General features: G+C 45.9%; 19 protein-coding genes and 2 pseudogenes. 10 read left to right on the top strand and 11 right to left on the bottom strand.

What is annotated here, in order from left to right; translation table 11 throughout:
* Positions 1–46: 46 nt before the first annotated feature.
* Entirely contained in the window at positions 47–655 is a 609-nt protein-coding gene (locus tag CIG75_RS03995; protein WP_407701281.1) for a formylglycine-generating enzyme family protein, read from the bottom strand.
* Positions 656–764: 109 nt separating this feature from the next.
* On the opposite strand from CIG75_RS03995, the gene CIG75_RS21150 reads away from it, so the two are divergent.
* Complete coding sequence (locus CIG75_RS21150; RefSeq protein WP_265415075.1) at positions 765–1,019, top strand: helix-turn-helix domain-containing protein; 255 nt, start codon at positions 765–767, stop codon at positions 1,017–1,019.
* Positions 974–1,900, top strand: a pseudogene (locus tag CIG75_RS03985) (IS3 family transposase); the annotation flags it as partial. The gene CIG75_RS21150 and the pseudogene CIG75_RS03985, both read left to right, overlap by 46 nt.
* Before the next feature lie 45 nt (positions 1,901–1,945).
* Here the strand turns inward: CIG75_RS03985 and CIG75_RS20585 are convergent.
* Positions 1,946–2,050 (bottom strand): annotated as a pseudogene (locus CIG75_RS20585) (formylglycine-generating enzyme family protein); the annotation flags it as partial.
* 277 nt (positions 2,051–2,327) lie between these two features.
* Complete coding sequence (locus CIG75_RS20580; RefSeq protein ID WP_157729368.1) at positions 2,328–2,486, bottom strand: hypothetical protein; 159 nt, start codon at positions 2,484–2,486, stop codon at positions 2,328–2,330.
* 86 nt (positions 2,487–2,572) lie between these two features.
* On the opposite strand from CIG75_RS20580, the gene CIG75_RS03980 reads away from it, so the two are divergent.
* A complete protein-coding gene (locus CIG75_RS03980) occupies positions 2,573–2,995 on the top strand; it encodes a DUF4362 domain-containing protein (protein WP_094235480.1) in 423 nt (140 codons plus the stop codon).
* A gap of 439 nt (positions 2,996–3,434) precedes the next feature.
* Here the strand turns inward: CIG75_RS03980 and CIG75_RS21145 are convergent, their stop codons facing one another.
* From CIG75_RS21145 to CIG75_RS03960, 4 genes are all read right to left on the bottom strand, one after another.
* Positions 3,435–4,052: a hypothetical protein gene (locus CIG75_RS21145; RefSeq protein WP_227874345.1), complete on the bottom strand. Its 618-nt coding sequence runs from the start codon at positions 4,050–4,052 to the stop codon at positions 3,435–3,437.
* 15 nt (positions 4,053–4,067) lie between these two features.
* Positions 4,068–8,378: an RHS repeat domain-containing protein gene (locus CIG75_RS03970; protein WP_157729367.1), complete on the bottom strand. Its 4,311-nt coding sequence runs from the start codon at positions 8,376–8,378 to the stop codon at positions 4,068–4,070.
* A 176-nt stretch (positions 8,379–8,554) separates the two neighbouring features.
* Positions 8,555–9,745: an oxalate decarboxylase family bicupin gene (locus CIG75_RS03965; RefSeq protein WP_094235478.1), complete on the bottom strand. Its 1,191-nt coding sequence runs from the start codon at positions 9,743–9,745 to the stop codon at positions 8,555–8,557.
* Between the two features lie 272 nt (positions 9,746–10,017).
* Positions 10,018–10,560, bottom strand: coding sequence for a bifunctional transcriptional activator/DNA repair enzyme AdaA (locus CIG75_RS03960; protein ID WP_094235477.1), 543 nt, complete (start codon positions 10,558–10,560; stop codon positions 10,018–10,020).
* Between the two features lie 227 nt (positions 10,561–10,787).
* Here CIG75_RS03960 and CIG75_RS03955 point away from each other — a divergent pair, with 227 nt between their 5' ends.
* From CIG75_RS03955 to CIG75_RS03930, 6 genes are all read left to right on the top strand, one after another.
* The gene (locus tag CIG75_RS03955; RefSeq protein WP_094235476.1) at positions 10,788–11,780 is read left to right on the top strand and encodes an arsenic resistance protein; all 993 of its coding nucleotides are present in this window, start codon (positions 10,788–10,790) and stop codon (positions 11,778–11,780) included.
* Between the two features lie 303 nt (positions 11,781–12,083).
* Positions 12,084–12,692, top strand: coding sequence for a DUF2239 family protein (locus tag CIG75_RS03950; RefSeq protein WP_094235475.1), 609 nt, complete (start codon positions 12,084–12,086; stop codon positions 12,690–12,692).
* 60 nt (positions 12,693–12,752) lie between these two features.
* Complete coding sequence (locus CIG75_RS03945) at positions 12,753–13,193, top strand: DUF1330 domain-containing protein (protein WP_094235474.1); 441 nt, start codon at positions 12,753–12,755, stop codon at positions 13,191–13,193.
* A 15-nt stretch (positions 13,194–13,208) separates the two neighbouring features.
* A complete protein-coding gene (gene istA, locus CIG75_RS03940; RefSeq protein ID WP_227874344.1) occupies positions 13,209–15,167 on the top strand; it encodes an IS21 family transposase in 1,959 nt (652 codons plus the stop codon).
* A complete protein-coding gene (gene istB / locus CIG75_RS03935; protein ID WP_094234918.1) occupies positions 15,164–15,892 on the top strand; it encodes an IS21-like element helper ATPase IstB in 729 nt (242 codons plus the stop codon). Before istA ends, istB begins: the two co-directional genes overlap by 4 nt.
* Positions 15,889–16,542, top strand: a complete 654-nt coding sequence (locus tag CIG75_RS03930; RefSeq protein WP_322348601.1) for an alpha/beta fold hydrolase — start codon at positions 15,889–15,891, stop codon at positions 16,540–16,542. The genes istB and CIG75_RS03930 overlap by 4 nt, the downstream gene beginning before the upstream one ends.
* Positions 16,543–17,346: 804 nt before the next feature.
* Here the strand turns inward: CIG75_RS03930 and CIG75_RS03925 are convergent.
* From CIG75_RS03925 to CIG75_RS03915, 3 genes are all read right to left on the bottom strand, one after another.
* Positions 17,347–18,339 (bottom strand): alpha/beta fold hydrolase, encoded by a 993-nt coding sequence (locus tag CIG75_RS03925; protein ID WP_157729674.1) that lies wholly within the window; start codon positions 18,337–18,339, stop codon positions 17,347–17,349.
* 510 nt (positions 18,340–18,849) lie between these two features.
* Positions 18,850–19,881, bottom strand: a complete 1,032-nt coding sequence (locus CIG75_RS03920) for a Cfr family 23S rRNA (adenine(2503)-C(8))-methyltransferase (RefSeq protein WP_094235472.1) — start codon at positions 19,879–19,881, stop codon at positions 18,850–18,852.
* A gap of 242 nt (positions 19,882–20,123) precedes the next feature.
* Positions 20,124–21,608 (bottom strand): Lsa family ABC-F type ribosomal protection protein, encoded by a 1,485-nt coding sequence (locus CIG75_RS03915; protein WP_094235471.1) that lies wholly within the window; start codon positions 21,606–21,608, stop codon positions 20,124–20,126.
* Between the two features lie 497 nt (positions 21,609–22,105).
* Here CIG75_RS03915 and CIG75_RS03910 point away from each other — a divergent pair, with 497 nt between their 5' ends.
* Positions 22,106–22,618 (top strand): P-loop NTPase family protein, encoded by a 513-nt coding sequence (locus CIG75_RS03910; RefSeq protein WP_094235470.1) that lies wholly within the window; start codon positions 22,106–22,108, stop codon positions 22,616–22,618.
* 192 nt (positions 22,619–22,810) lie between these two features.
* On the opposite strand, the gene CIG75_RS20980 is transcribed toward CIG75_RS03910, so the two are convergent.
* Entirely contained in the window at positions 22,811–23,881 is a 1,071-nt protein-coding gene (locus CIG75_RS20980) for a hypothetical protein (RefSeq protein WP_193791329.1), read from the bottom strand.
* Positions 23,882–23,933 lie beyond the last annotated feature (52 nt).

Below are 23,933 nucleotides of genomic sequence, written 5' to 3'. Positions count from 1 at the left end.
CTCGATAGGCGATCTTTTTCAGGCGTAACTTATTGAATTCGCCAACTTATAGAGATCTGGCAAGTCGAAAGCCAAGATCATCGATTCGAAATGTTGGGTGACTACGGCGGCGACAAGTCGCCCCACAGCCCCGCTCCTCTTCCGCCCAGCTTCCACCGCGGAAAATTCTGTAGGAGCCGTATACTTTCACATCGTATAAATCCCAGCACCACTCCCAAACATTCCCTAACATATCATAGAGCCCCCACACATTCGGTAGCTTTTTCCCTACCTGATGTGCCCTGCCCTCAGAATTGTCTTGATACCAAGCGATGTCATCAAGCTCTCCATACCGATAACCACTTGTTCCTGCTTTACACGCATACTGCCATTCCGCTTCCGTAGGAAGACGATACCCATCAGCCTCCCAGTCACAGACGACGTTCTCACCATCATCACTTACCAAGTAACATTCCTTTAGACCCGAGTGCTGTGAAAGCAAATTGCAAAATAAGATCGCATCATTCCATGAGACTTCCACAACCGGAGCCTGAGGTTCATCAATAGACCCAACTGATGGTTGCATGATCGTGAAATAGAACTCTTTCGTAACGGGAACCGGTGCAAGCAAAAAAGATTTCACCTCAACCTGAGATAATCCCTTTTGTGTAGACAGTAGGAAGCAAGCCCCCTTACTGTTACTACACAAGGGGGATTTTCTTTTGGAAAAGACAGCGCGGAAACGAAAAACGTATTCACGAGAATTCAAGTTCATTGCGGTAAAGATGTATTTGGAAAAAGGAATGGGTTATAAATCGGTCGCAAGTGAGCTGCAGATCCCCGACCACAGCATGGTAAGGAAGTGGGTCAAAAACTACAAAACGCTTGGGGCGGAGGGCTTAGAGGAGCGCAGAGGAAAGACGAGAACACCGTTCACTGGTCGTCCGAGAACGAAAAAGCTTACGCTCGAACAAGAAGTGCAAAAGTTGAGAGCGGAGAACGACTTTTTAAAAAAGCTGTTGCTTTTGCAAAGGAGGTGAGAGGTAAAGCGAAGATTCGTCAGTGCTACCAAGTCATCCAAGATCTTACTGGTAGCTATTCAACGTCACTGTTGTGTGAAACCGCAGGAGTATCACGGAGTGGGTATTACAAATGGGTTCAACGTCGACAAATGATTACATCCAAACAAAAGGAGGAGCGGCAGCTCAAAAAACTTATTTTGCAATGTCATAAAGCAGTCCGAGGAACCTACGGTTACTATCGTGTTCGTGCTTGGCTACGTCGAAAACACAATCTCAAGATCAATCACAAACGTGTGTACCGGCTTATGAAAGAACTAGGTATCCAGTGCGTTGCAAGGAAGAAGAAACGCTGGTTTGGCAAGAAATCAGAGAATTATACAGCACCAAACTCATTGAACCGAAACTTTAAGGCCTCGCGGCCAAATGAAAAATGGGCGACAGATATCACCTACCTGCTTTTCAATGGACAGAGGCTATTTCTGTCGGTCATCTACGACATGTTTAACAACGAAATTGTCGCCTACCGCATCGGAGAGCGGAACGATCTTAAACTGGTTCTTGATACCGTCAAGCTCGCCAATAAAAAAAGAGATGTGACCGACACCCTTCTTCACAGTGATCAGGGGTTCCAGTACACATCTCACCAATATAACAAGTTGCTTCAAACATACAACATAGCGCAGAGTATGTCCAGAAAAGGAAACTGCTTGGATAATGCCTGCGTAGAGAACTTCTTTGGTCATCTGAAGTCGGAACTCATGTATCTCAACAAGTTTCGCACCAAGGCAGAGGTGATGAACGCTGTGGCTAGCTACATTCGATTTTACAACCAGCAAAGAATACAACGGAAATTAAATGACCTGAGCCCAGTAGAATACCGAACTCAGGTCTGTGCCTAATTCATAGGGTGGCTTTTTACCCGCTGTCTACTTGACAGGGATATGTTCAACCGTCCATGTAGTCTTGATTCGATCGTCCCTTAATTCAACTTCACCTGCAGGAATCTTCACCATTGGATACTCAGCATGGCTATGCACTGCTTTTGACACCGATCTTCCTCCTGTTCCGTCTATCTTCTAGTTCATCACCCTCAAGTAAACTTCTCGTATCATTCGGTAGATTATCTATTCTAACAATTATATCATCGGGATACATAAATTTACAGTTACGGATCGGTTAGGTATGTACGACGACTTGCATAAAAAATTGGTACGGAACTACGGAACAAACAATAAAAAACTCCACTGCGACAATAAAAAGTTAATTACGAGTTGACGTTCATAGCCTACTTGAACCTACACCTTCGGCGGGAAATCGCTACGTCAGTTATTCTAATAGCCATTGAAACAGCCCGATAAAAAAAGTGATTCCCAGAAACTCAATGAATAAGTGTGTCGGACGCAGCCTCTCCGCTTTGGGGCTAAAAAGATACTTTACCGTAACAATCGAGGCCGAAGCCAACACCATGGAGAGCCAAGTGTCCATAGGTCTCCTCCTTAGTAAACCGTCTAGAAATTCCTGTTATACTGTATGCATCTTTACGTCATTTCCATTGCCTGGAGAAAGGTAGGATGAACATGCGAAAATTTTTAGTTTTATTCTGCTTCCTTATGTTAGCGACAGGCTGTTCGTCAACTCAACAATATAGTTCTGAGACAGCGATTCAAAATGGAGATGTCATCTCGGAAGGACCTAAGACTGGGAATCTCGACAAGTTTTATAAGTTCTTATCGGATATGGAATCACAGCAGCCATCGGACGTGAAGATTACCCGCTATACAAAAGAAGGAGACCCGATCTTCTTCACTATGCAATATGATGGTAAAAAAATCAAAGTCTTCATAGATTCTTCCAAAGATAAGTTTGGTGGTGGTACCCAAACTTTTCAGTGCCTGTCAATCGAAAAGGATGAACATGCATATGAAACCGAATATTCACTTACCGGATGCGATATCTCTTCCCCGCTAAACATACTGATCGTGGAAAAGAAATGAACAATACGACGAATACTGGCCGATAAAAGTCCGCTATCAGATTGCAGGAAAAGCCCTCGGTTAGTTGAACTGTGACCCACAAGATGGACACTTTAAAAAACGTGACATTTTGTGGGTCACTTCTGTTTATAGTCAGACAAGGAAACCCAATTGTGGGACATGTACCGGGTAAGCCTATTACCTATTCGCCATCGATATAGATCGCTGTGTTTTCGAATGCATACATAAAAAAATCCCCCTTTTCCAAGGAGGATTCCACAGCACAATTTTCTAAGACCGCACCTCTTACTTTCCCTTTCTCACAAGCCACGTCACATACTCTACATGTGTAGTATGTCGGTCACTAAAATCAGAATTGGGAACATTCAGGGCATCCATTGTATGGTTCATGTTACGGGCTGAGCACTTGGATCTTCGTATTCGGTTGAAGGAACACGCTTTAATATGGACATTCGTATTCGGTTGAAGGAACAAGCTTTAAATTGGTAAACCCGTGTAGTTCTGCAAAATCTCGAAACCTCTCCGTTACGACAATCGTACCTGGCAATCCAATTGGTTTAAAAACATCTATACCGTCCCATGTATCCTCGTCGATAACAACATTTTGATATTTGTAGATTGTCCCGAGTTTGCAAAACTGGCAAGTCGGCTCGCTCATATATTCTATATGTGAAAGTGTTGGGTTTATCTCAGTACGACTGCCGCCGTAGGGGATTATGGCTTGATAGTACATCGGTGGTTCCTGTGATGTGTTTCTTTTCCTTGCAACTTTCACCACCTCTAGAGGCTGGAAGCTTTCAATCCCCTTCAATCCCGATTCTGAGTACAGCCTAACAACTCGTTCCGTTACAACGAATGGGGCAATCGAACCATACGCAAAATCCCCGTACGATGGCTTGGAGAGCTTAATATGGTAGGGAGGCAACCATTCTCGCTGACCAACTGCATCGTTGCATTCCGGACACCGCGGGGCCTCTCCCGTTTCAAAATCGACCTGCTCCGTGTAAGCAAACAGTCGATCATCAAAAAGATTCATTTCGATTACGAAAAATTTCATACAGCTCCTCCTGCCTTATTGTTCTCCTTGTCCACCTTTGTATCTCAGATTTACACCGGGTATCCTTTGTCGGATAGCAGGCTCTTGATGCAATGCGTGCAAAAAATTTCTAAAGCTTTGAGGAGTAGCCTTAGGATTGTCCTGCAACCATCGAACTACCCGCTTATCATATTCCCTGTGCCAGGTTTGATATCCTTTATGAGCATCCGCATCTGTTGCTCGGTACTTAAAGGCTGGATCCTCACGATCGAACACCCCCTTCAATGTAATATGATTCTTTAACTCACGCATTATTTGGTTTGACAACAAATGATGGATCTGACCAGTAGAATGCGCAACATACGTAAACGTTGCTGTTGCTCCAACCACGAAGAAACCGGACGTGTCAAAGACGAAGTATGCATTGATATCATAGATCGAACATCCGCTTGGAAGGTAGCTACAAGCATTAGAACGGACTTTCTCAGCTTGAGCATGATAGGAATCCATACTTTTCTTGTCTTTGGCTTTATACGCAATTTGCCATAGAGTCCCAAGTCGTCCAATCTCAAGTGCAGCGGGCGTGTTTAACATGTAGTCATACTTTTGACTAGGATGTTGTGAGTACGAATAGCCGCTGTCCGCTTGTGCATGTCCTGACGGGTCGGAATATTTGAGCGGGTTATTCGAAACATACGTATAGAGGTTTAAGCTTAACGGATCGTTAACATTCCCCTCCAAAGTATCCTCGTTCATAAATCTCCCTTGACTTGGGTCATACCAACGTGCACGCAGATATATCAGGGACGTTACATCATCTTGAAATTCCCCCGTATAACGGAATGAATTCTCAATCTGCTCAGTTTTGCTTAACACATTGCCCCAAATGTCATACGTGTATTGGTTAAGGAGATTGCCATTTTCATCACGCAACTCGGTAACATCGCCATGGCCGTTGAGCGTATAGTACGCTTTCTTTCCATCTGCAGTTTCCAGGGCCGCAAGACCATTTCCTCGGATATAACGTACTTTTAACGCAACGTTGTTATTTGTACCATCTGCTTCAGCAATAATATCATGACCGTCATAATAGTAACGAGTTATCCCTTCCCCTTCTTTTCGTTCTACCATCTGGTCATCGCCATTGTACACATATTCAACGACAGCGCCTTCTGCAGTTGTTGCACGAACCAATCGATCCCATTCATCGTATTCGTAGGTTGCATCAGAAAGTTCTAATGGACGGTCCGTTTGAAGTGATTCACGATTGCCCCGTGTGTCATACGAGTATGTCTCGGTGAACAAATTCGAAGTCTTGATGCGATTTTGACGATCATAGGTATACGTGTACGTACTGTCGTTTTCAATTTTCTGCGTCTGGTTTCCAACTGCATCATACTGATACGTAAAATGATTGACAACAGCACTGTTCGAGTTCTTTTGAATCTGAGAAACAAGCAGTTTGTTATCATCATACGTTCGTTCAAGTAGAGTTCCGTTCTGCAACTTCGTATTTCTTACTTGTCCTGCGGCATTAAAGGTATACTCCGCTTCGGGAGCGACGCTGTCGCTTCCAACTGAAATGGTGCTAAGATGATATCTTTCATTGATCCCATAGAAAATTTCACGTCCAAAAGGATCTGTCATCTTCGTCCGATTCCCGTTTGAATCATAAGCGTAGGATAAGGTTTTGCCATCTGGTAATTGAATGGATTTCAGGAATCCAAGCTCTGAGTAAGCATACAAAGTATCACCGGTTCCATCTATCATTTCCGTACGTCTGCCGGTTAGGTCGTATTGGTAGGAGACAGTACTATTTTGAGTTGATTTTTGAATGAGGAAATTGCGGTTGTTATATCCAAAAGTCTTCGGCTGGCCTGTGCGGTTGATCGTTTTGATCAGATTATTTGCAGCGTCGTAAAAATACTTGTCTATCTGGCCGAGCGGATCAGTCTTTTGGATGACATTTCCTAATGTATCATACTTCTTCTCAACGAATTTCCCATCAGGATACAGAATCTTTGTCAGGTTTCCTAAGAAGTCATATTCGTAAGTAACAACCTGCCCGTCTGCATTAGCAACCCTCTTCAACTCTCCGATGGCATTGTACGTGTATCCGGTGCGGTTTCCATTTCCATCCTCTTCAGAGATCATATTGCCGACCAGGTCATAGCCGGTCTTTTGGATCACTTGATTGCCTTTGACAGCATCAACCGACTCATTGAGCACAACACGTCCTAATTTGTCGTACGTCTCGCGCTGTGTGGCGCCGTCCGAATCTGTGATCGATTTGTTGCGCAAGGCGTCGTTGTAGAGGATGGTCGATTTGGTCAGGTCGGCGTACGTCAGCTCGATCGGACGCGACCAGGGATCATATTTGGTAGCTGTGCGATTGCCAAGCGCATCTTCTTCCCAGATCGGGTTGCCGGCGTTGTCGTGGCCGTATTTGACTTTCGCTTGGTACACACCGTCAAGCACAGCACCTACATCCGTCTTCCAGCCGAGCTGGTTAAATTTCGTGATGGTCTTTAGCCCAAGCTCATCAACTGCCTCGACCTCGTTTTGCAGATCGCGGTACGTGACCGTCTGCGTCGAAAGGTCTGGGCTAGTCTGTTTGATCGTGCGGCCAAGCTTGTCGTATTCGTACATGGTGATATTGCCTCTGCCATCGGCCCACTTGGTCATCGTGCCGAGCGGAAGGCTGTATTCAAATGTCTGAGTGCTGTTTTGCGGAGTGCCGTCGATGTCGATTGTTTGAACGGAAAGTTTCGTCGGGAAAGCAGATTGGTACTGCGCACCGTACTCCACCTGCTGCACCCGATCGCCGGTCGTGCCTTTGTCACGAGAGGTGATCACGTTTCCGTAGCTGTCATAGTCGTAGTTCTTTTGGCGGAGCAGTTGATCGTTTTCTTTGATGATCACCTGCACCGGGCTGCGCTGAGCGTTATACGTGTACTCGGTCTTTTTCGACTGTGTCGTGCTGATCGGCTCGGAAACGCTTTTCAGCAGATGCGTCGTCGAATCGTAAACGTACGTTTTGGCGGTGCCGTTCGGGTCGGTCTCAGTCAAGACATTGCCATAGTCATCGTAAGTCTGGGAGGAGGTAGTCTCTTCCGCTGCATTACCCGCCTTGATATATTGGTTGCTGACTTGGTTCGGGACCGGAAGTCTGCGCGCCTCATCGTATGTCTTGGTAACGACGCGCTGCTCATCGCCTGCACTTTGGGTGACTTTTGTGTTGTAGTAGACAGCCCCAATTGAAGAATTGATGTAGTCTTTCTTTTGATCAAACTTGGTGGTAACGCCCTCTTTTAGAATCGAGACGGCGAACGTCATTTTGGTGGAGTAGGAACTGCCCATATCGCCGGTGTAAGAGATCGTCTTCGTGTTTTTGTTCTCCACCGTTCCGTTGCTGTAGATCAGTTGATCGGAAACGGATGCAAGACGGTACGTTTCGTTCACCGCCGAAGAACCAAGGAAACGTTTGGTTACGTTCGGCTCGTATTGGTAGACCGTTTTCGCGCCGGTCGGATGGGTGACCCCAGTGACAAGCGCATACGGGTTGGACGTGTTCGGCGTGCTTCCGAGCAGGTTAAATCGTGCCGCTTTGATCGCATAGTCGTACGTGGTGCGGCGCCCCGCCTCGTCGGTGACGGAGGTCAGTAGCTCTTTGTTCTCCGCCGCAGAGGAAGCTTGTTTGGTGTAGACAACCGTGCGGTCGCCTTGGGTCAGTCGGACTTCCTGCGGGGAATAGGTGATCGTGATCGCATTGCCCACCGAGTTCTCAATGCGGGACAAGACTTTGCCGTACGTTGCATGTGTAGTATACAGAAACTGCACATAGTTGCCATAGGTGTCTGTCTTCTTGATCAGACGGCCTGTGGAGTCAAAATAGTCCTTGATGCCGGAGTTTTCCGATTTAAGCACAGATGCTGATGTTACGCCATTGACAACGACAGACGTGTCTGCAGCGTAAGTAAGATCCTTCCAGGTATAGCCTTTCAACGTGGATCCCGACACCTCATAAGTGCCGCCATCGGCAAGATGAACATATTTCTTGCCATCTTTCGATTCGACGGACGGCATCTTCCACGACCAGCCGGTACCGATTGGATAGAGGGCTTCTTCGTTTGATTTAACCGTTTTGTTGTAATAGTTGGTGTACGATCCGACCTCAATCGGTTGAATAGTTGGAGAGGAGTCGTTAAAGTAGGTCACTTCCCGCGCACTGATGTAGGTCGAGTCCCCACTCCAGGAAGTGGAGGAGAAGACGCTTCCTTTTTTGCTAATTACGCTTGAACGGAAGGAATCGGCTTCACTGTACGTCGCAAACGGCGAAGTTGCCAAAGTGGAAGTGTATGCACTTAGCGCAAAACATCCTTACCGATTGTAGGGAGAGTTATGAAAAGAATGTCTTCAAAATGGACACGCTCGTTGCAGTCGGCGCAGCTCGGCCCCGCCTCCTGTCACAGCAATCGGGGCATAACGGAGGGTACGATCATTCGCCCCCAATGTTGCACGATTTATTTACTCGTTCTTGGGAAGTAAGAAAACCCAGGGTATTTGACGACTGGCCATTTTTCAGTCCGCAATGCGTTCATTATTTCGGGGCCAGCGTTTAGGTTCTCCTGTACCAATTGCTGAGGTGTGAGCGCCATCCATTGATTCAGTGAAATATCTGCAAAGCGGTCACTCTTAAACATCTCCAAAAACCACAAACTTTGATCGCCCGTGTTCTGAATATAGTGCCCAAATGCAAACGGTACATATCCTACATCCCCCGCACGATAATCGAACGTGCGGGCCGTACCATCGGGAGCAAAAACTGTCATGCGTCCCGTGCCTGAGATATAATACTGCCATTCATCGTTGTTTGGATGCCAGTGCATTTCTCTCATCGCACCCGGTTTGATTTCGACCAAAGCAGCGGCTATTGTTTTCGCAATCGGAAAGTTGGTGGAATCAACGATCCGTACCGTACCGCCCGGAGTTACAATCGGCTTTTGTGCCAGCAGTCGATGAGAAAAGGTTTGTGGCACCGTACCGCATAGGTCTGCTACTTTTTGGCTTTCAAGGGAACCGGGCACGTTTGCTTGAAAAATGTATCGCTGGCATTTCGGGATCTCAGCAAAAGCGCTCGCAGGCACACCAAAATTGGCCGATAGCACATCCCGTGGCGTATGTGCGAACCAATCTGAGATCGATAACGTATTGAGGTCCGAAAATTTACCGTCGTCAAAGACAAGCAAAAACTCGCAACCTTCTTCCAAACCTTGAATCGAATGTGGAATTCCTGGAGGGAAAAACCACAGATCACCCACGCCTACGTCCGCAATGAAGTTCCTCCCGTGCTGGTCCACCGATGTAATGCGAGCCCGCCCTACAAGCATGATCGCCCATTCCGCTTGTTGATGCCAATGTAACTCGCGTACACCGCCCGGAGTCAGAGCCATATTCACCCCGGCAAGCGTGGTCGCAATCGGAAGCTCCCGAATTGTCACTTCGCGCGACCAACCGCCGTGACTTAACTGCCTATGGGCATCCGAAAAAGAAAACTTTAGGTTCGGTATCGTTCCGGCATCGGTGGGAGGTGGAACTAGCAGGTCGGGGTTTTGAAGGTCTCGAATGACGTCCCGCGGGCCTAAATCCCACCATCCGCTGCCATCACTCCCGATCGGTTGCGGGATCTGTCCAATCCGTTTTTCACTTACCAACTCTTTCGCCTCCCTCGTTTCCTACGTTTCGTACATGACGCCGGTACATGTGCATAATTTAGGCTATGTATTGAACCAGGATTCGGGTATATGTCCGCGTTGTGATTCATTCTCAAAGCACAAAAAAGACACGGAATAGTAATTCCGTGCCTCTCATTACCCATTGGGTCTACTGGTTATCTCCTGATTTGGCTTATACCTTGTACAAGGTCTCCTTCATAGTGAGGATTTTGCCGAATCAATTTGACGGACCTTCCCTACCAGTAAAATTTTCAGTTTACCTCACGATAACGTTTCGGGGTCATCCCTGTTTTTTCCTTAAAAACCTTCGAGAAATGGGACAGGCTACTGAAACCAACGTCAAAACTAATTTGAGTCGTTGATAAATGTCCTTCTTTTAGTAACCCTTTAGACTTTTCGATTCGAACGTCATGTAGGAATTGTAAAGGACTGATACCCATCATCTCTTTAAAAGTACGTTGAATATAGTATGGATTTTTTTCTAAAGCGTCGCCAATATCCTTCAGCGTCAATTTTTGATCATAGTGATGAAGGATATATTTTTTTGTTTTGACGAATAATTCCCTTTTTAACCCTTCCCAATCTGCATGATCTGGTCTACAACGTTGACAAGGACGAAATCCACTCGATCTGGCCGCCTCTTCGTTATAGAAAATACGAACATTTTTAGGGTTGGGTGTGCGAGACGAACATGATGGCTTGCAAAACGTTCCCGTACTTGATAAAGCATAAAAAAACTTTCCGTCATATCTGGAATCACAGGAAAAGATGGCTTTCCATTGGGTATTATCCATTGCTAACCCCCTGTTTTTTTGAATTAGACGTCAATTTTATGAAAGCATTCATGCTGGGCAAGTAGATAAAATAGGTGTACAAAACGGCTGGTTGGTAAGATCGGAAGCTAGATAGTGGCCGCTGTTTCTGGTCTAACATTGTTTCCTATTGAATGTCAAGAAAATAAAGACCAAGCTTTGAACACTGTTTCACAGCAAAATTAGTAGATAACGGAGAAGGTGAAGGAATGATATCTCGTGAGAAACTTGAACAGAATCAGATTTGGCTATACGTCATGATCTTAGTTCTAGCAGCGGGACTTGGCTTGTTTGCCCCTAAACTCATGTTGGCATTAGATAATCACATTCTTATTTCAGTCGTAATCGCTGTCCTAATGTACGGGATGTTTACTCAGATTCCTTTTGTATCCATAAAAGAATCCTTTGGAAATCGTCGTTTTCTCTTGGCGATCCTAACTGCAAATTACATTGCAGTACCGATTGTCGTTTGGTTGTTATCTCACTTCTTGCCTCAGCAAGCTCCAGTATTACTGGGCGTGTATCTTGTATTGCTGACACCTTGCATTGACTACGTCATTGTATTTACTCATTTAGGCCGCGGCAATGAAAAACTAATGCTCTTATCAACGCCTGTTCTTTTTGTGACACAAATGCTCTTATTACCTGTGTACCTATGGATTTTCATGGGCAATAAAGCATCAGAAGTTGTTAACCCTGGACCTTTTATTGAAGCATTCCTTATCATCATCGTATTACCGCTTCTCTTGGCAATTGGCACACAACTTTTCTCCAAAAATAATCGTAGCGGTCAAGTGCTGTTAGATGCATCTGCATGGATTCCTGTTCCCCTGATGGCTCTTACGCTTTTTATCGTTGTGGCATCACAAATTGGTAAGCTATCCGCCTACTGGGATCTACTTATCAAAGTTGTTCCAATTTATATTGCATTTATGTTCATAATGCCGTTCATTTCACGTTTTATCGTAAAATGGCTGCGATTAGATGTTAGGTCAGGACGAGCAGTTATTTTTAGTGCAGGAACACGTAATTCCCTTGTAGTTCTTCCCCTTGCTTTAGCTTTGCCTGAAAACTGGAGCACACTTGTAGCAGCAATTATTGTAACGCAGACCATCGTCGAGCTTGCAGGTGAACTTATTTATGTTCGCATTGTTCCCAATTTGATCCTGCGTGACAACAATGCTAAGCTGACTTCTGAATAAAAAAAGGACGGATTTGTGGCACAATCCTACGATCTGAAGCCGTTGCAAACGCAGCGGCTTTTTTGCTTTATCCAAAAAATGACCCACTAGCTAAATTCAAACGAAACGCAAAAATAAAAGGAATTTTTCCTCACCAAATTGTAACCCCCCAGTTTTTGGTTGGAAACTGGGGGTTGTCTTTTGAATGAATCAATAGCCTGAGCGCGGTTCCTCTTAGGTCGTGTTTTTTACCCGGGTAATATTGATTTTTTATTTTTACCCGGGTATAATAGGTGAAACAATAAGAGAAGAGGTCAGATCAGCATGAGTAATGCCCTAACAAGCTTTTACTGCACGGCATTTTTGGGTGTGGGAGTCGTCGCCAGTGGTTCGTTACAGCACGTTGTTACTACAGTGAAGGATGCTCTGGAAGACAGAGACCTCACACAGTTGCTTTTATTTGACGATTCCACGGGGAAGCAAGTGGATATTGATTTTCGTGGGAAGACAGATGATGTGCTCAAACGATTAGGAGAACAGTTTGGTGACGTACCCGATACGGAAGTGAATCACCTGTCTACGCGGCGGGTCGGTCGACCCAAGCTGGGGGTTGTATCCGGTGAGGTTACGTTATTGCCACGGCATTGGGAATGGCTCAAGAGTCAACCTGGAGGGGCGTCGGTAACATTACGAAAACTCATTGATGAGGCTCGCCGTACTGGAGAAAAACAGAGCAATATCCGAGAGTCACAAGAAGCAACATATACCTTTATGACAGCTATGGCCGGGAACTTCCCTAAATACGAAGAAGCTCTGCGGGCACTGTATGCTGGTGATCTGGATCGTTTCTACCACTTCATAGATGACTGGGCACCTGATATCAGAAACCATGTCAAAAGATTAGCCGCTACTGCATTCCCTGAAGGGAACTAATGAATGAAAGCATTTGGAGGCGAAAAGAATTATTAAAGGAACTACGAAAGGAGCCACGCTATGACAGAGCTTGCATCTATTCGTTACATCGAACCATCGCAACGCGCTGGCATGAGGTTCATGCAACGAGGCATTGAGGGCAGCATCATCATGTTGAACCTGCTGCGTTTTCGTGATGTTGCCGATTACACAGCCAATCCTGAACTAACACCAGAGGAGCCAATCAGCGGTGCCGAAGCTTTCAACCGCTATATTGAGCACACCCTCCCATATCTCCGTGAAAGCGGAGGTGAAATCATGTTTCTTGGCGATGGCGGTGAGTTTCTTATCGGACCAGAAGACGAAAGATGGGATCTTGTTATGCTGATCCGCCAGAGCAGCGCGCAGTCGTTTCTTGCTTTTTCAAGTCACCAAGACTACCTGGCCGGTATCGGGCATCGGACTGCAGCGATCGAAGATTCACGCCTTCTGCCTATGGCAGAACTTCCGATACCGAAATAAGAGGAGAACATGATCATGAACATTCTGAAAGTCAACGGTGTTGAATTGGCTTATGACAGTTTCGGTAACGAAAATGACGAGGCAATTATCCTAATCGCCGGGCTTGGAAGCCAGATGATTCGATGGACGGTTCCGTTTTGTCAGATATTAGCGGCGCGGGGCTTTCGCGTAATCCGCTTTGACAATCGCGACGTAGGTTGCTCGACACACTTTAGCCATCATCCGACGCTGGATTTTGACGCACTGGCGACTGCTCTCATGTCAGGACAGCGACCAGACATCCCTTACACACTCGATGACATGTCCAATGATGCTATCGGACTGCTCGACTGTTTATCGCATAATGAAATTGCAGAATGTCGCGGCGTAAAAGTGCAGACTTTGCCCGCGACATTTTGGCATAAAAAAAGCACTTGCCAACATCGATCTACTAACTTACCCTACGGTTTGCGACGACCAAGGGGGATCGAGAGGATGTTGAAAGTGCCTGAACAACAGTATATCAAATTTTTGCGCGAACACGAAGGGTGTTCGATAACCGAAATTGCAGAACGAATGAACTTGAATTGGCGAACTGCCAAAAAATATGCGGACAAAGACGATTGGAACGAGACGGTGGGAAAACGATTCGGTCGTTACCCAGTTCTCGGTCCGTTTCTCGAAATCATAGATACGTGGCTATTGGAGGACGAGGCTCTTCCCCGCAAACAGCGCCACACCGCTCGGCGGATCTTTAACCGTCTCAAAGCGGAGTATGAATTTACTGGTGGCGAACGAACGGTACAGGAGTACGTGGCTAAATGGCGGGCGGCTTACGCCCATGACCGAGCGAAGAGCTACGAACGGCTGGAGCATCCAGGTGGCGAAGCCCAGGTAGACTTTGGAACCGTACAGGTTGCGCAGAACGGGAGGCTCGTGGAACGTAAGATTCTTACCGCGTCCTTCCCATTTAGCAATGCGGCCTTCGCTTTCCCCGTTCCATCTGAGAATGGCGAGTGCTTTCTCGAAGCCTTGAAGCGGCTGTTCGGACAAATGGGCGGAGTACCGCGACGCATCTGGTTCGATAACCTCGCGGCTGCGGTTGCATCTATCGAGAAAAACGGAGAACGAAAGCAAACTGATGCGTTCACAAGGTTCTGTGCTCATTACCGCTTCGAGCCTGTCTTTTGTAATGTGGCGAGAGGCAACGAGAAAGGCAATGTAGAGAACAAGGTTGGTTACGGAAGGCGGAACTGGTGTGTCCCGATCCCAGTCATTCAATCGCTCGATGAACTCGCAGTACATCTTGAAATGGAGGCACTGGAGGATCGTCAGCGCATTCACTATTCGAAGAAGGAGAAAGTGGACGATCTATGGCGACAGGAGCAGAAAATGCTCTATTCCCTGCCGCTTGAACCGCTAGAGGTATTTCGTTTGGATACAGGTCGATTGAACAAATTTCGTGAACTGTCGTTCGAGAACATCAAGTACCCACTCCCGCAATGCAAGGCAGAGCAGCGCGTGTTGCTCAAGATTAAGTGGGATCTGATCGAGGTATTGGACGAGTCGTACAGCAAAATCTTCGAGTTCCCTCGGCCTTATACGGACAAGACGATGGAGATCGAGTGGAGAGCTGTGTTAGATGGACTCAAGCGACGCCCTCGCTCCGTCAGATATTCGACTTTTGTGTCGATGATGCCAGAAACACTGAAACACTTCCTGAGGGAAGTTGAGTCGGAGACGTGCAAGGCACGCCTGTCCCTTGTGAGGCGTTTGTTGGAGAACTACACGATGGGGGAGATCGCTAAAGGCCTGCACGAACTCATGCCTTGGGATTCTCGCGTCGAAACAGCGTTGGAGCACGCTTTGTACAAACAACGATATCCCGAGTTTCATCCTGAACCGTTCCAAGAGGTACACACCCCATCGAAGATTCAAGGCTATCATCCAGGTGACTTGGCCAATTACAACGATCTGTTGGGGGTGACATTATGAATCGAAAAATGTTGGCGCAGGCGTGCAAAACGCTCCATCTGGCACATGTAATGAACCACTACGAATCGGTTCCGTTCGAGAGTCGTACTGACTTCTTGCTGGCAATCCTGCAGTCAGAGATCCAAGGACGTGAGTCCAGTAAAATGAAGAGATTGATGAAGCGCGCCGGATTCCCTCAATTGAAAACGTTCGAAGGATACAACTTTGAGGAGATCACGTTTCCGAATCATTGCACGGAGCAGTCTCTACGTGAGCTTAACTTCCTGAAACATAAAGAGAACATCTTGATGTTGGGAAAGGTGGGAACTGGGAAAACCCATCTGGCAATTGCGTTAGGGGTGGAAGCCTGTCGGCAGGGGCTTGATGTGAGGTTTTATCGCGTCTCGGAGCTTGTCGCCAAATTGCAGGAAAGACATGCGAGCGGGACGCTGACGAGATTTCAAAAAGAACTGATGAAGTGCGATCTGTTGATTTTGGATGAGGTGGGCTTCGTGCCGTTTCACCAAACGGGTGCTGAACTTCTGTTTCACGTTATCTCGGAATGCTACGAGCAGCGAAGTCTCATAGTGACCTCCAATCTGGAGTTTGGGCAATGGAACAGCGTGTTTGGTGATACTAGATTAACGAAAGCGCTGGTGGATCGTTTAGTTCACCACGCGCACATCCTGAGTTTTACGGGCGAGAGTTATCGCTTGCGTCATGCTCTGTCGAGCATAAATTCATGAATTTCGATGTTGGCGGTGCTATGCACAAAATGGCCGCGATACTCTGCACTTTTCAGTTGCGAAACACACTCGACGCCCTTTCAATTGACCGGGCACATTTCGTTGGCAGGTCGATGGGCGGAATGATCGCCCAGATTGCAGCCAGTGAGTACCCGGAACGGGTTTTATCACTCACCTCCATTATGTCTAGTTCCGGTAATCCCACCCTTCCGCAAGCTTCCCCGGAAGTCATGGCGATGATGACTAAACCGGCGCCGAACCCCTTTGAGGATGAAGCAGGATTTTTGGCGCAACGCCTCTCTTTTGCCAAACGCATCGCCGGCACTGGCTATCCGTTTGAAGAAGACGCTTATCGGGCACTCATTCTGGAGGAAGTCCATCGAGCCTACGATCCAGGCAGTGTCGGACGACAAATTGCTGCGATCGCTATCTCCGGTGACCGTCGTCCGCGGCTGGCGACCATAAAAGTACCAGCACTTGTTATTCATGGGACGGACGATCCCCTGTTCGTCCCGGCGTGTGGCGAGGACACAGCTTCTGCCATCCCGGGCGCCGAGCTCATGTTGGTTGACGGCATGGGACACGACCTGCCGCACCAACTGTACAAAGTAACCGCTGATGGCATCGAGCGAACGGCTCGTCGCAAATGACACGCGCTTCCTGAATAGCAACCAGCCGGAGTCCCGCGGTGACCAATGGGACGAGTAGGCCCTGTTTTCACCCTTGGGGTGGAAGCAGCGGTGCTCTTGGAACGGTTGTTAAAGCAGCTCAATTTGAACGTATTTGTGGAAACGGAATAAGCGCCGGTTCATGATAACATCGTGAGCCGGCGCTTTTTTTTGTGGGGATTATTCCAAACAGACGGTGGTCAGATTCAGAAACGAATTATTCAAGTAACGGGCACGATCGTCCAACGAACAGAATGCAATTGGTACATTTATTACTCAAAAAGAACCCTCCATACATGGAGGGTTCTTATATTTATATCCATCTACATGACCCCTAATGACAACTACGCTGGTATTATCCCCAGTAGCAAGCTTGACAGTATTTGTAACAACCATGCCATTTCGTCCAGATTCCAAAAAGAGGAATTTTTCATTTTCCAAATCATTCGCACCTCCTCGTTTTCGACGTTTCGAACTTGTAACCGATACATCTGCCTAATTTAGGCTATGTATTGAATCAGGATTCGGCGATATGTCCGCGTCATGATTCGATTTTGAAGCACAAAAAAGACACGGAATAGCCATTCCGTACCCCTCATAACCCAATGGGTCTACTGGTTATTTCCGTGCCATTTCAGTAACGCTACACACTCCACATGACTTGAGTGTCGGTCACTGCAATTTAAGCCGCATGAAGAGCAGTGGCGGTAAGTAAATTTTTATTATCCAGTAGATCCCTTTAGAAAATTATTAGTACCCTCATTCACCTGTCGAACTGACTGCTCCTCAGAATTTAATCTGACTCCATGTTTTTTTCAACCATTCAGCAAATAACTCTTCCTCCTCAAACTGAGGATAATGAGCGGATTTTTCGAAAATTACAAATTCCTTCTTCGGCGCTTCCAGTACTTCAAAGTATTCTTTTGCCGCCTTTACAGATGTCATATAATCATATTGTCCCATTACAAAATAAACGGGTATATCTACTTTATCGACAATGCTTGTGATATTATTTTTCGACTCTTCCTCCAACAAAATTTCTTGCGATAATGAAACTCCATTTAAATAACGAATAACATCGAGCAAATTATACTCCGGATTAAAGAGAAACCCTGTGTAATAATCCCAATTATCATCAATTAATCTAGCTGCTCCGCCATATTTTCGAACCATATTTCTTGGCGTAAGTTGCTCCCCTTTTTCGATTGCACCTCGAAGCTGTTCTAATCGTTCCGCATCCTTTAGGTTACCGGCTAATTTTGCTTGTTTAATTGAATAATTCAAGCTATCCAATTCGCTTTTCCTATGATCGGCAACCTGCCCGATTCCAACATAAGCAACAAATTTGTCAGGCGCTTTTGCGACAGCTTTCATCCCAATATATGTGCCAAAAGAATGGCCTATCAGCAACACTTTTTCTTGTCCAAATTCCATTTCAACATAATCTGTTAAGGCCAACAAATCATCTACGAGCAAGTCTGCGGATAGTGTAGAGTAATCCTCAAAAAAGTGATACGACTTCCCGCTTCCACGTTGATCATAGTGTACAATTGTAAAGTTTTTTTCAAGCAAATCTTGATATTTCCGCACATAAGGAATTTCAGAACAGCCAGGACCGCCATGCACAAAGATTATTATCGGATTGCGTCGATCCACTCCCCTAATCATGACTTCATGATCAGTGCCATTAATCTCGATCTGTTTTAAAGAACTTATGCTATTATCTCCTTCAATTCGAGGTGTCCATGTTGGAAAAACCATTCCGATTGCAAGCAGCATAACAATAATAAAAATACTTATTTTTGTTATCTTGATGTATTTTCTTTTCAATTGACGGCTCCTTCATTCATATTCAGATTACCCGCTTCACCTTTTCCTGACTCTCCTTTGTCACATTTCCATTTTTCCATATTAATCTCCTCTTTCTAATATTATCCGCCATTCGATTGCGCTAAGCCACCTCCAATTAATCGTGAAATGCACAATAAATTAAAAATCCCCCTTCACAGGGGGATCACGCAACAACGTTTCAAAGCCACACCTCTAAATTTCCTTCCTTACGAGTTGTGCCACACACTCCACATGTATAGAGTGCTTAATATTTACGCCAATACAGAGAGGCGAATTACACCCCCGCAGACAACGGATTCCCGAAATTATTGTGGATAATAATTCCATCCCTGTAACTCAATCTCAATACATACAATCAAACGCTAAATTACTTCTCGAAGGGCTTCCTCCTTGCATGACCCGCTGGTCCAGCGAAATAAATTTAATTTCCGACATTGTTTATTCGGAGCGGTATAGCTGGCCGCATGCCGCGTTAATGTCCGATCCGAATTGAGTTCGGACCGTGAAGCTGATACCCTTTGACTTCAAGATCCGAGCAAACGCTTTAATCCGATTCGAATCAGATTGACGATAGCTGTCTGGCAAAATTTCGGTCGAATTGAAGGGAATCAGGTTAACGTGGTAGAGATGTTCCCCAGGTCCCCTACCCCTTAACAACTCGGCAACTGCTTCCGCATGCTCCGTTGAGTCGTTGACTCCTTGAAGAAGAGTATACGCAATATACACCTTTCTCCCTGTATGCCTGATGTGACGATCCAATGCCTTCATCACGTCGCGGACTGGGAATCGGTCGTTGATCGGCATCAACTCGCTTCGCTGATCGTCGAACGGCGAATGCAACGAGTTGATGAGATTGACCTGTGGAAACTCCCGTGTCAACTTGTCGATCCCCGGCAACAGGCCGATGGTGGAAATCGTAATTCGTCGATGTCCTAAACCAAAGAGATGCGGGTCGGTCAAAATCGTCATTGCATCAAAAATATGCGGGTTGGCGAGCGCCTCCCCCATGCACATGAAGGAGACGCTGTCCAAGGCGTGGCCGTTCAAGCGAAAGTGTAGCAATTGGTCGGTAATTTCGTCGGCGGTCAGATTTCGTTTCAGGCCGATCGTACCAGTGGCGCAAAACCTGCACCCGAATCCGCAGCCGCACTGCGTGGAAATACAATACGAATTCCACCCCCGCTCATAAGTAAGACGTACAGTCTCCACGCGTTCGTCGCCCGCAATGGCAAACAGCACCTTGCTGACCTGTTTCGACGTGAGTTCCTTTACCGGAACGATGCTGCAGACGTTCGGACCAAGCATCCGGGTCAACTCATCGCGCAAAACTTTGGGCAGTAAGGTCATCCGTTCGTATTCGCCGACGTTTTGCTTGAAAATCGCGTCCATAATCTGAGCATACCGATACTCGGGCTGCTTGGAGTCGGACAACATTCGCCGAATCGTCTCATATTTAGAGATTGGTCTCATGTCTTCTCCTTACCGCCGGAGAAAACGTAAAAAAGCAACCGTCAGTTGGCGCTTTGACACGTCAAACCAACTATACAGAAAAAGGCAGACGCTTGCAGACGGATCGCTACGTGCACCTGTCGATAGATTGGTAAACCTCCGGCAACCGATTTGTTTTTTCGTGAACCGCTTCAGCTAACAGGAACCGATTCACACAATCATCTACAATCTCATCCATCACCGTTTTCATCTCCTAAAAATTATTAGTCTTTCAGTTCCACAATCTTGGTCGCGACATGCTTGCAAAACTCGCTGTCATGCTCCACAAAAATGATGGTTGGAGAATGCTCCAGCAGTAGCTCTTCGATTTGCATCCGGGAAATGACGTCGACAAAATTGAGCGGTTCGTCCCAAACATGCAAATGAACCCTCTCGGAGAGGCTTTTCGCGATCAGCACCTTCTTCTTCTGACCGCCACTAAAAGAAGCGATGTCCTTTTCGAATTGCACGCGCGAAAAATCGAGTTTACTCAAATTCGCTTTGAACAGGCTTTCATCAATCCCGCAGTTTCTGGCGAATTCCGACAAATTGCCCCGTAAGTGCGAAGTGTCCTGCGAAACGTATGATATTTTCAATTGGCTCCCTATTCGCAACGTGCCGGAATAAGGAATTTCCTCACCGCAAATCAGTTTGAGCAAGCTGGATTTACCTGAACCGTTCGGACCGGAGAGCACAATGCGATCCCCTTGCTCCACCGTAAAGCTGACGTCGCGGCAAACCTCCTTCTCGCCGTACTGAATCGAAACGCGGTCAACCTCGACGAATTGCTGTTTGTGATACGACAATTGAGATATTTTCAGGCTTTCCGAGCTTTCAACGTTTTTAAGCAACTGGGATCTTTCCTCGATCGCAGATTGTTGTCTGTTCTCGATCGATTTGGACCTCTTCATCATTTTGGCGGCCTTGTGACCGATGTACCCTTTATCGACCTTGGAGCCGGAGTTGCGGGTGCCGTTTTTTGTTTTTTCCACATCGTGCGACCAACTGCTCGTCCGCTTGGCCGCTTCGGACAGCCGCTTGATGTCCTTCCTCAGCTTGTCGTTCTCGGCCATCTCAAAGTTGTCCTGTAGTTGTTTGTTCTCCCACCAGTCGGAAAAATTCCCTTTCTGGATATCGATACTCGTCTTGTTAATCGAAAGAACGTGATCCACGCAGTTGTCGAGAAACGCCCGGTCGTGCGACACCAAAATAAACCCGCTCTTGTCGTTCAAATAATCGCTGACCAGCTTCCGAGCATGCAGATCCAGATGGTTGGTCGGTTCGTCAATCAGCAAAAAACGGTTTTCCTTCAAAAACAGAGCCGCCAGCATCACCTTCGTTTGCTCTCCGTTGGACAACGATTCGAACGGTCGGTATAACACGTCCTCCGACACATGCAGCAGCGAAAGCTCGCGAAGAAGCTGCCAGTGCTCAAAGTCCGGATCGATGTCGGCGACGACGTCGATAGTATTGTTCTCTTTGTGTTCAACGTGGAATGGGAAGTACTCGAAGCTGACGTTGGCCGAAATCGTTCCGCTGTATTCGTACTTACCCAGCAGTAGATTGAGAAACGTGGTCTTGCCCCGGCCGTTTCTCCCCGTAAAGCCCAACTTCCAGTCGGTATCAATTTGAAAGCTTACATTCTCAAAGATGTTGTCGTAACTGCCGTCATGAGCAAACGTCAGGTTCGTTACCTTGATCAATGACATATGTCTTCAACCTCCTTTGTCAAAATAAAAAGAGCTACAAGAAAGTTACCTTTCTTGTAGCTCAAAAAATACGGCAAATCCTACCCAATGCAGGGTATGAAAAGGATATATTTTTTGAGTGAAAAGAATCAGGTAACTTTCTTGCCCATGAAGAATAAAACAAACTCTGTTATATTCTTCAAAAAAATGGCAAGAAAAATTACATAATCCTCTTCACTCCAATCATTTTAGTGTCAGCACGATATTAGCATACCCCCTTTTGAATTGCAAACATTACGATGGATTACCTTTTCTATGGATAAGGTTGCTCAACTCAAGTTTAAGGGTGTTGAACCGGTTTACGGTCATCTGACGCGCCTGAAATTTTCCTGAATGTCGGCTTGACGTAAATAACCTTCCTATGGTGGTTCCCTATGATACATTATAATTATTCCAACAAGTTTCTAACTCGTAAATAGGGAACACACAACCATAATGTCAATGTGAGGTGTAATAACTTGAAAAAGGTTCTCATTATTGGAATTGTAGCTAGCGGTAAAACAACACTTGCCAAGCGACTATCTGAAAGATTTAATATTCCTTGGTATGAATTGGATAGTATCGTTCATCATCAAACTGAGACCGGAAGGTATAAACGTACCGCTTATGAGCAGATTGAGGTCATTAAGAACATTGATAAAATTGGAGTATGGATATTCGAAGGGACAGACCGACCATCATATCGTTGTTTATTTGAAATGGCGGATACGATCATATTTCTAGATACACCTTTGTGGAAACGTAGAATAAGAATCTTAGCCCGGTTTCTCAAACAAATTCTTGGTATTGAAAAGTGTAACTACAAGCCTGATATTGAGATGTTAAAAATGATGTATAAATGGACAAGAGATTTTGAAAGAAGTCGAGATGATTTCGAATCCCGGTTACGGTTATACAAAGGAAAAGTTATTAGACTTAATGATAACAATGACTTGAACATTGCTTCACGCCTGCATAATCCAACTACATAGGACAGTTTATATCCGCTCGAAATCTAATGGTATTTATTTTGTTCATCGTACATAATCCAACAAAAAAGAGGGGTTAACCGCCCCTCTTTGCTATTTCCGCCAATACATCTCTGATTTAATTGTCCTTCCTCACAAGCCACTCCACACACTCCACATGTGTGGTGTGTCGGTCACTACTTTGTTGTCTATAACTCAAGGCATCATTTGCTCATAAATCATCGAGCGAACGCGGTTGTACACGCTATGAGGGATGTGGACGATTGCTATACTGTCCGTTTCCCGGTATTCCTTGAACTTCTCAACCACCTCAGGTGGTACCGCGCCATCGTTTGATATCTTTTCTATAAAGGAACAAATCATTCGCTCATGCCGCTCACTGAGTTTTTGACCATTTCCAAAGTGATACTCGGCATGATTCCAATTTCCTAAGTATTGTCCCAGCTTAAAAATGATCGATTCCTGTCCCTCTAACCTGTATTCTAAAGCCTTAATCTTATTCTCAATCGAGGTGGCCATTTCCTTCGCGGGACCCCACCCCTTCGGACGCGCCTCCTTCCCAGTTACAACTGGCAGAGTATAATCAGAAAGAGCCTGAATTTCTTGAACAAGATTTGCTCTCTCTTGTCCTTCCATGACAACCTTCACACAGGCATCAAGATCAGTGATAAACCTAGTAAATCCTTCGGGTTCCCAAGAAAACTCATGAAACAACAAATTCATATTATCATGGATATGTCTACCGAAATAAGCGATATCCAAGAGAGAAATTTGGCGGTTGCCTCTACCTCCTGCTGGACGTTCCTGAGGCTTCAAAACAAACTGCTGATAATGCTTTTGAAACTCTGCTTCGTTTGTAATCAAATCCTGAATAATATCGTTCCAAAAGAAAATACCTATTGGGAACTTGTTTTGACTAACCCGCTCTTTAGAAATTATTCGTAGTTCCTTTTGCAACTTGGAATCCGTTGGTGCAGTTGTGGCAATGTAATAGACGTCCAAACTCGGAGTGAAATTCTCAGCTTGTTCCACTTCATCAAGTATGGTTTTTAAAGATAGATCTTGAACCAACTTACATTGAACACCTGTGTTCTGCCCAAGGTCATTCTCCCCATAAATGTCTACTCCATCCTGCGGTTGACCTTGTCTTCCAATCCGCGTAAGGTTTGGGCTGCTCCATTTTATCTTAAAAGAGCTTCGTGTGATTTCTTCAAATTCATCCCAACTCTTTGGCGCGGGTAACATAGCACTAGAAATTGTGGGCATCCTTACTCCCCTGTAACAGCCGATTCTAAATGACCAAAAGCTGACGCTATTG

The sequence above is a fragment of the Tumebacillus algifaecis genome (genome assembly GCF_002243515.1).
GTDB lineage: Bacteria > Bacillota > Bacilli > Tumebacillales > Tumebacillaceae > Tumebacillus_A > Tumebacillus_A algifaecis.
This window is presented reverse-complemented; position numbering and strand designations above follow the sequence as displayed.

Bases quoted from the DNA above. Each gene is read 5' to 3' on its own strand.
- CIG75_RS21150 (WP_265415075.1), top strand. From the start codon at position 765: ATGTATTTGGAAAAAGGAATGGGTTATAAATCGGTCGCAAGTGAGCTG.
- CIG75_RS20580 (WP_157729368.1), bottom strand. From the start codon at position 2,486: ATGGACACTTGGCTCTCCATGGTGTTGGCTTCGGCCTCGATTGTTACG.
- CIG75_RS03980 (WP_094235480.1), top strand. From the start codon at position 2,573: ATGAACATGCGAAAATTTTTAGTTTTATTCTGCTTCCTTATGTTAGCG.
- CIG75_RS21145 (WP_227874345.1), bottom strand. From the start codon at position 4,052: ATGAAATTTTTCGTAATCGAAATGAATCTTTTTGATGATCGACTGTTT.
- CIG75_RS03960 (WP_094235477.1), bottom strand. From the start codon at position 10,560: ATGGATAATACCCAATGGAAAGCCATCTTTTCCTGTGATTCCAGATAT.
- CIG75_RS03955 (WP_094235476.1), top strand. From the start codon at position 10,788: ATGATATCTCGTGAGAAACTTGAACAGAATCAGATTTGGCTATACGTC.
- CIG75_RS03950 (WP_094235475.1), top strand. From the start codon at position 12,084: ATGAGTAATGCCCTAACAAGCTTTTACTGCACGGCATTTTTGGGTGTG.
- CIG75_RS03945 (WP_094235474.1), top strand. From the start codon at position 12,753: ATGACAGAGCTTGCATCTATTCGTTACATCGAACCATCGCAACGCGCT.
- istA (WP_227874344.1), top strand. From the start codon at position 13,209: ATGAACATTCTGAAAGTCAACGGTGTTGAATTGGCTTATGACAGTTTC.
- istB (WP_094234918.1), top strand. From the start codon at position 15,164: ATGAATCGAAAAATGTTGGCGCAGGCGTGCAAAACGCTCCATCTGGCA.
- CIG75_RS03930 (WP_322348601.1), top strand. From the start codon at position 15,889: ATGAATTTCGATGTTGGCGGTGCTATGCACAAAATGGCCGCGATACTC.
- CIG75_RS03925 (WP_157729674.1), bottom strand. From the start codon at position 18,339: ATGCTGCTTGCAATCGGAATGGTTTTTCCAACATGGACACCTCGAATT.
- CIG75_RS03920 (WP_094235472.1), bottom strand. From the start codon at position 19,881: ATGAGACCAATCTCTAAATATGAGACGATTCGGCGAATGTTGTCCGAC.
- CIG75_RS03915 (WP_094235471.1), bottom strand. From the start codon at position 21,608: ATGTCATTGATCAAGGTAACGAACCTGACGTTTGCTCATGACGGCAGT.
- CIG75_RS20980 (WP_193791329.1), bottom strand. From the start codon at position 23,881: ATGCCCACAATTTCTAGTGCTATGTTACCCGCGCCAAAGAGTTGGGAT.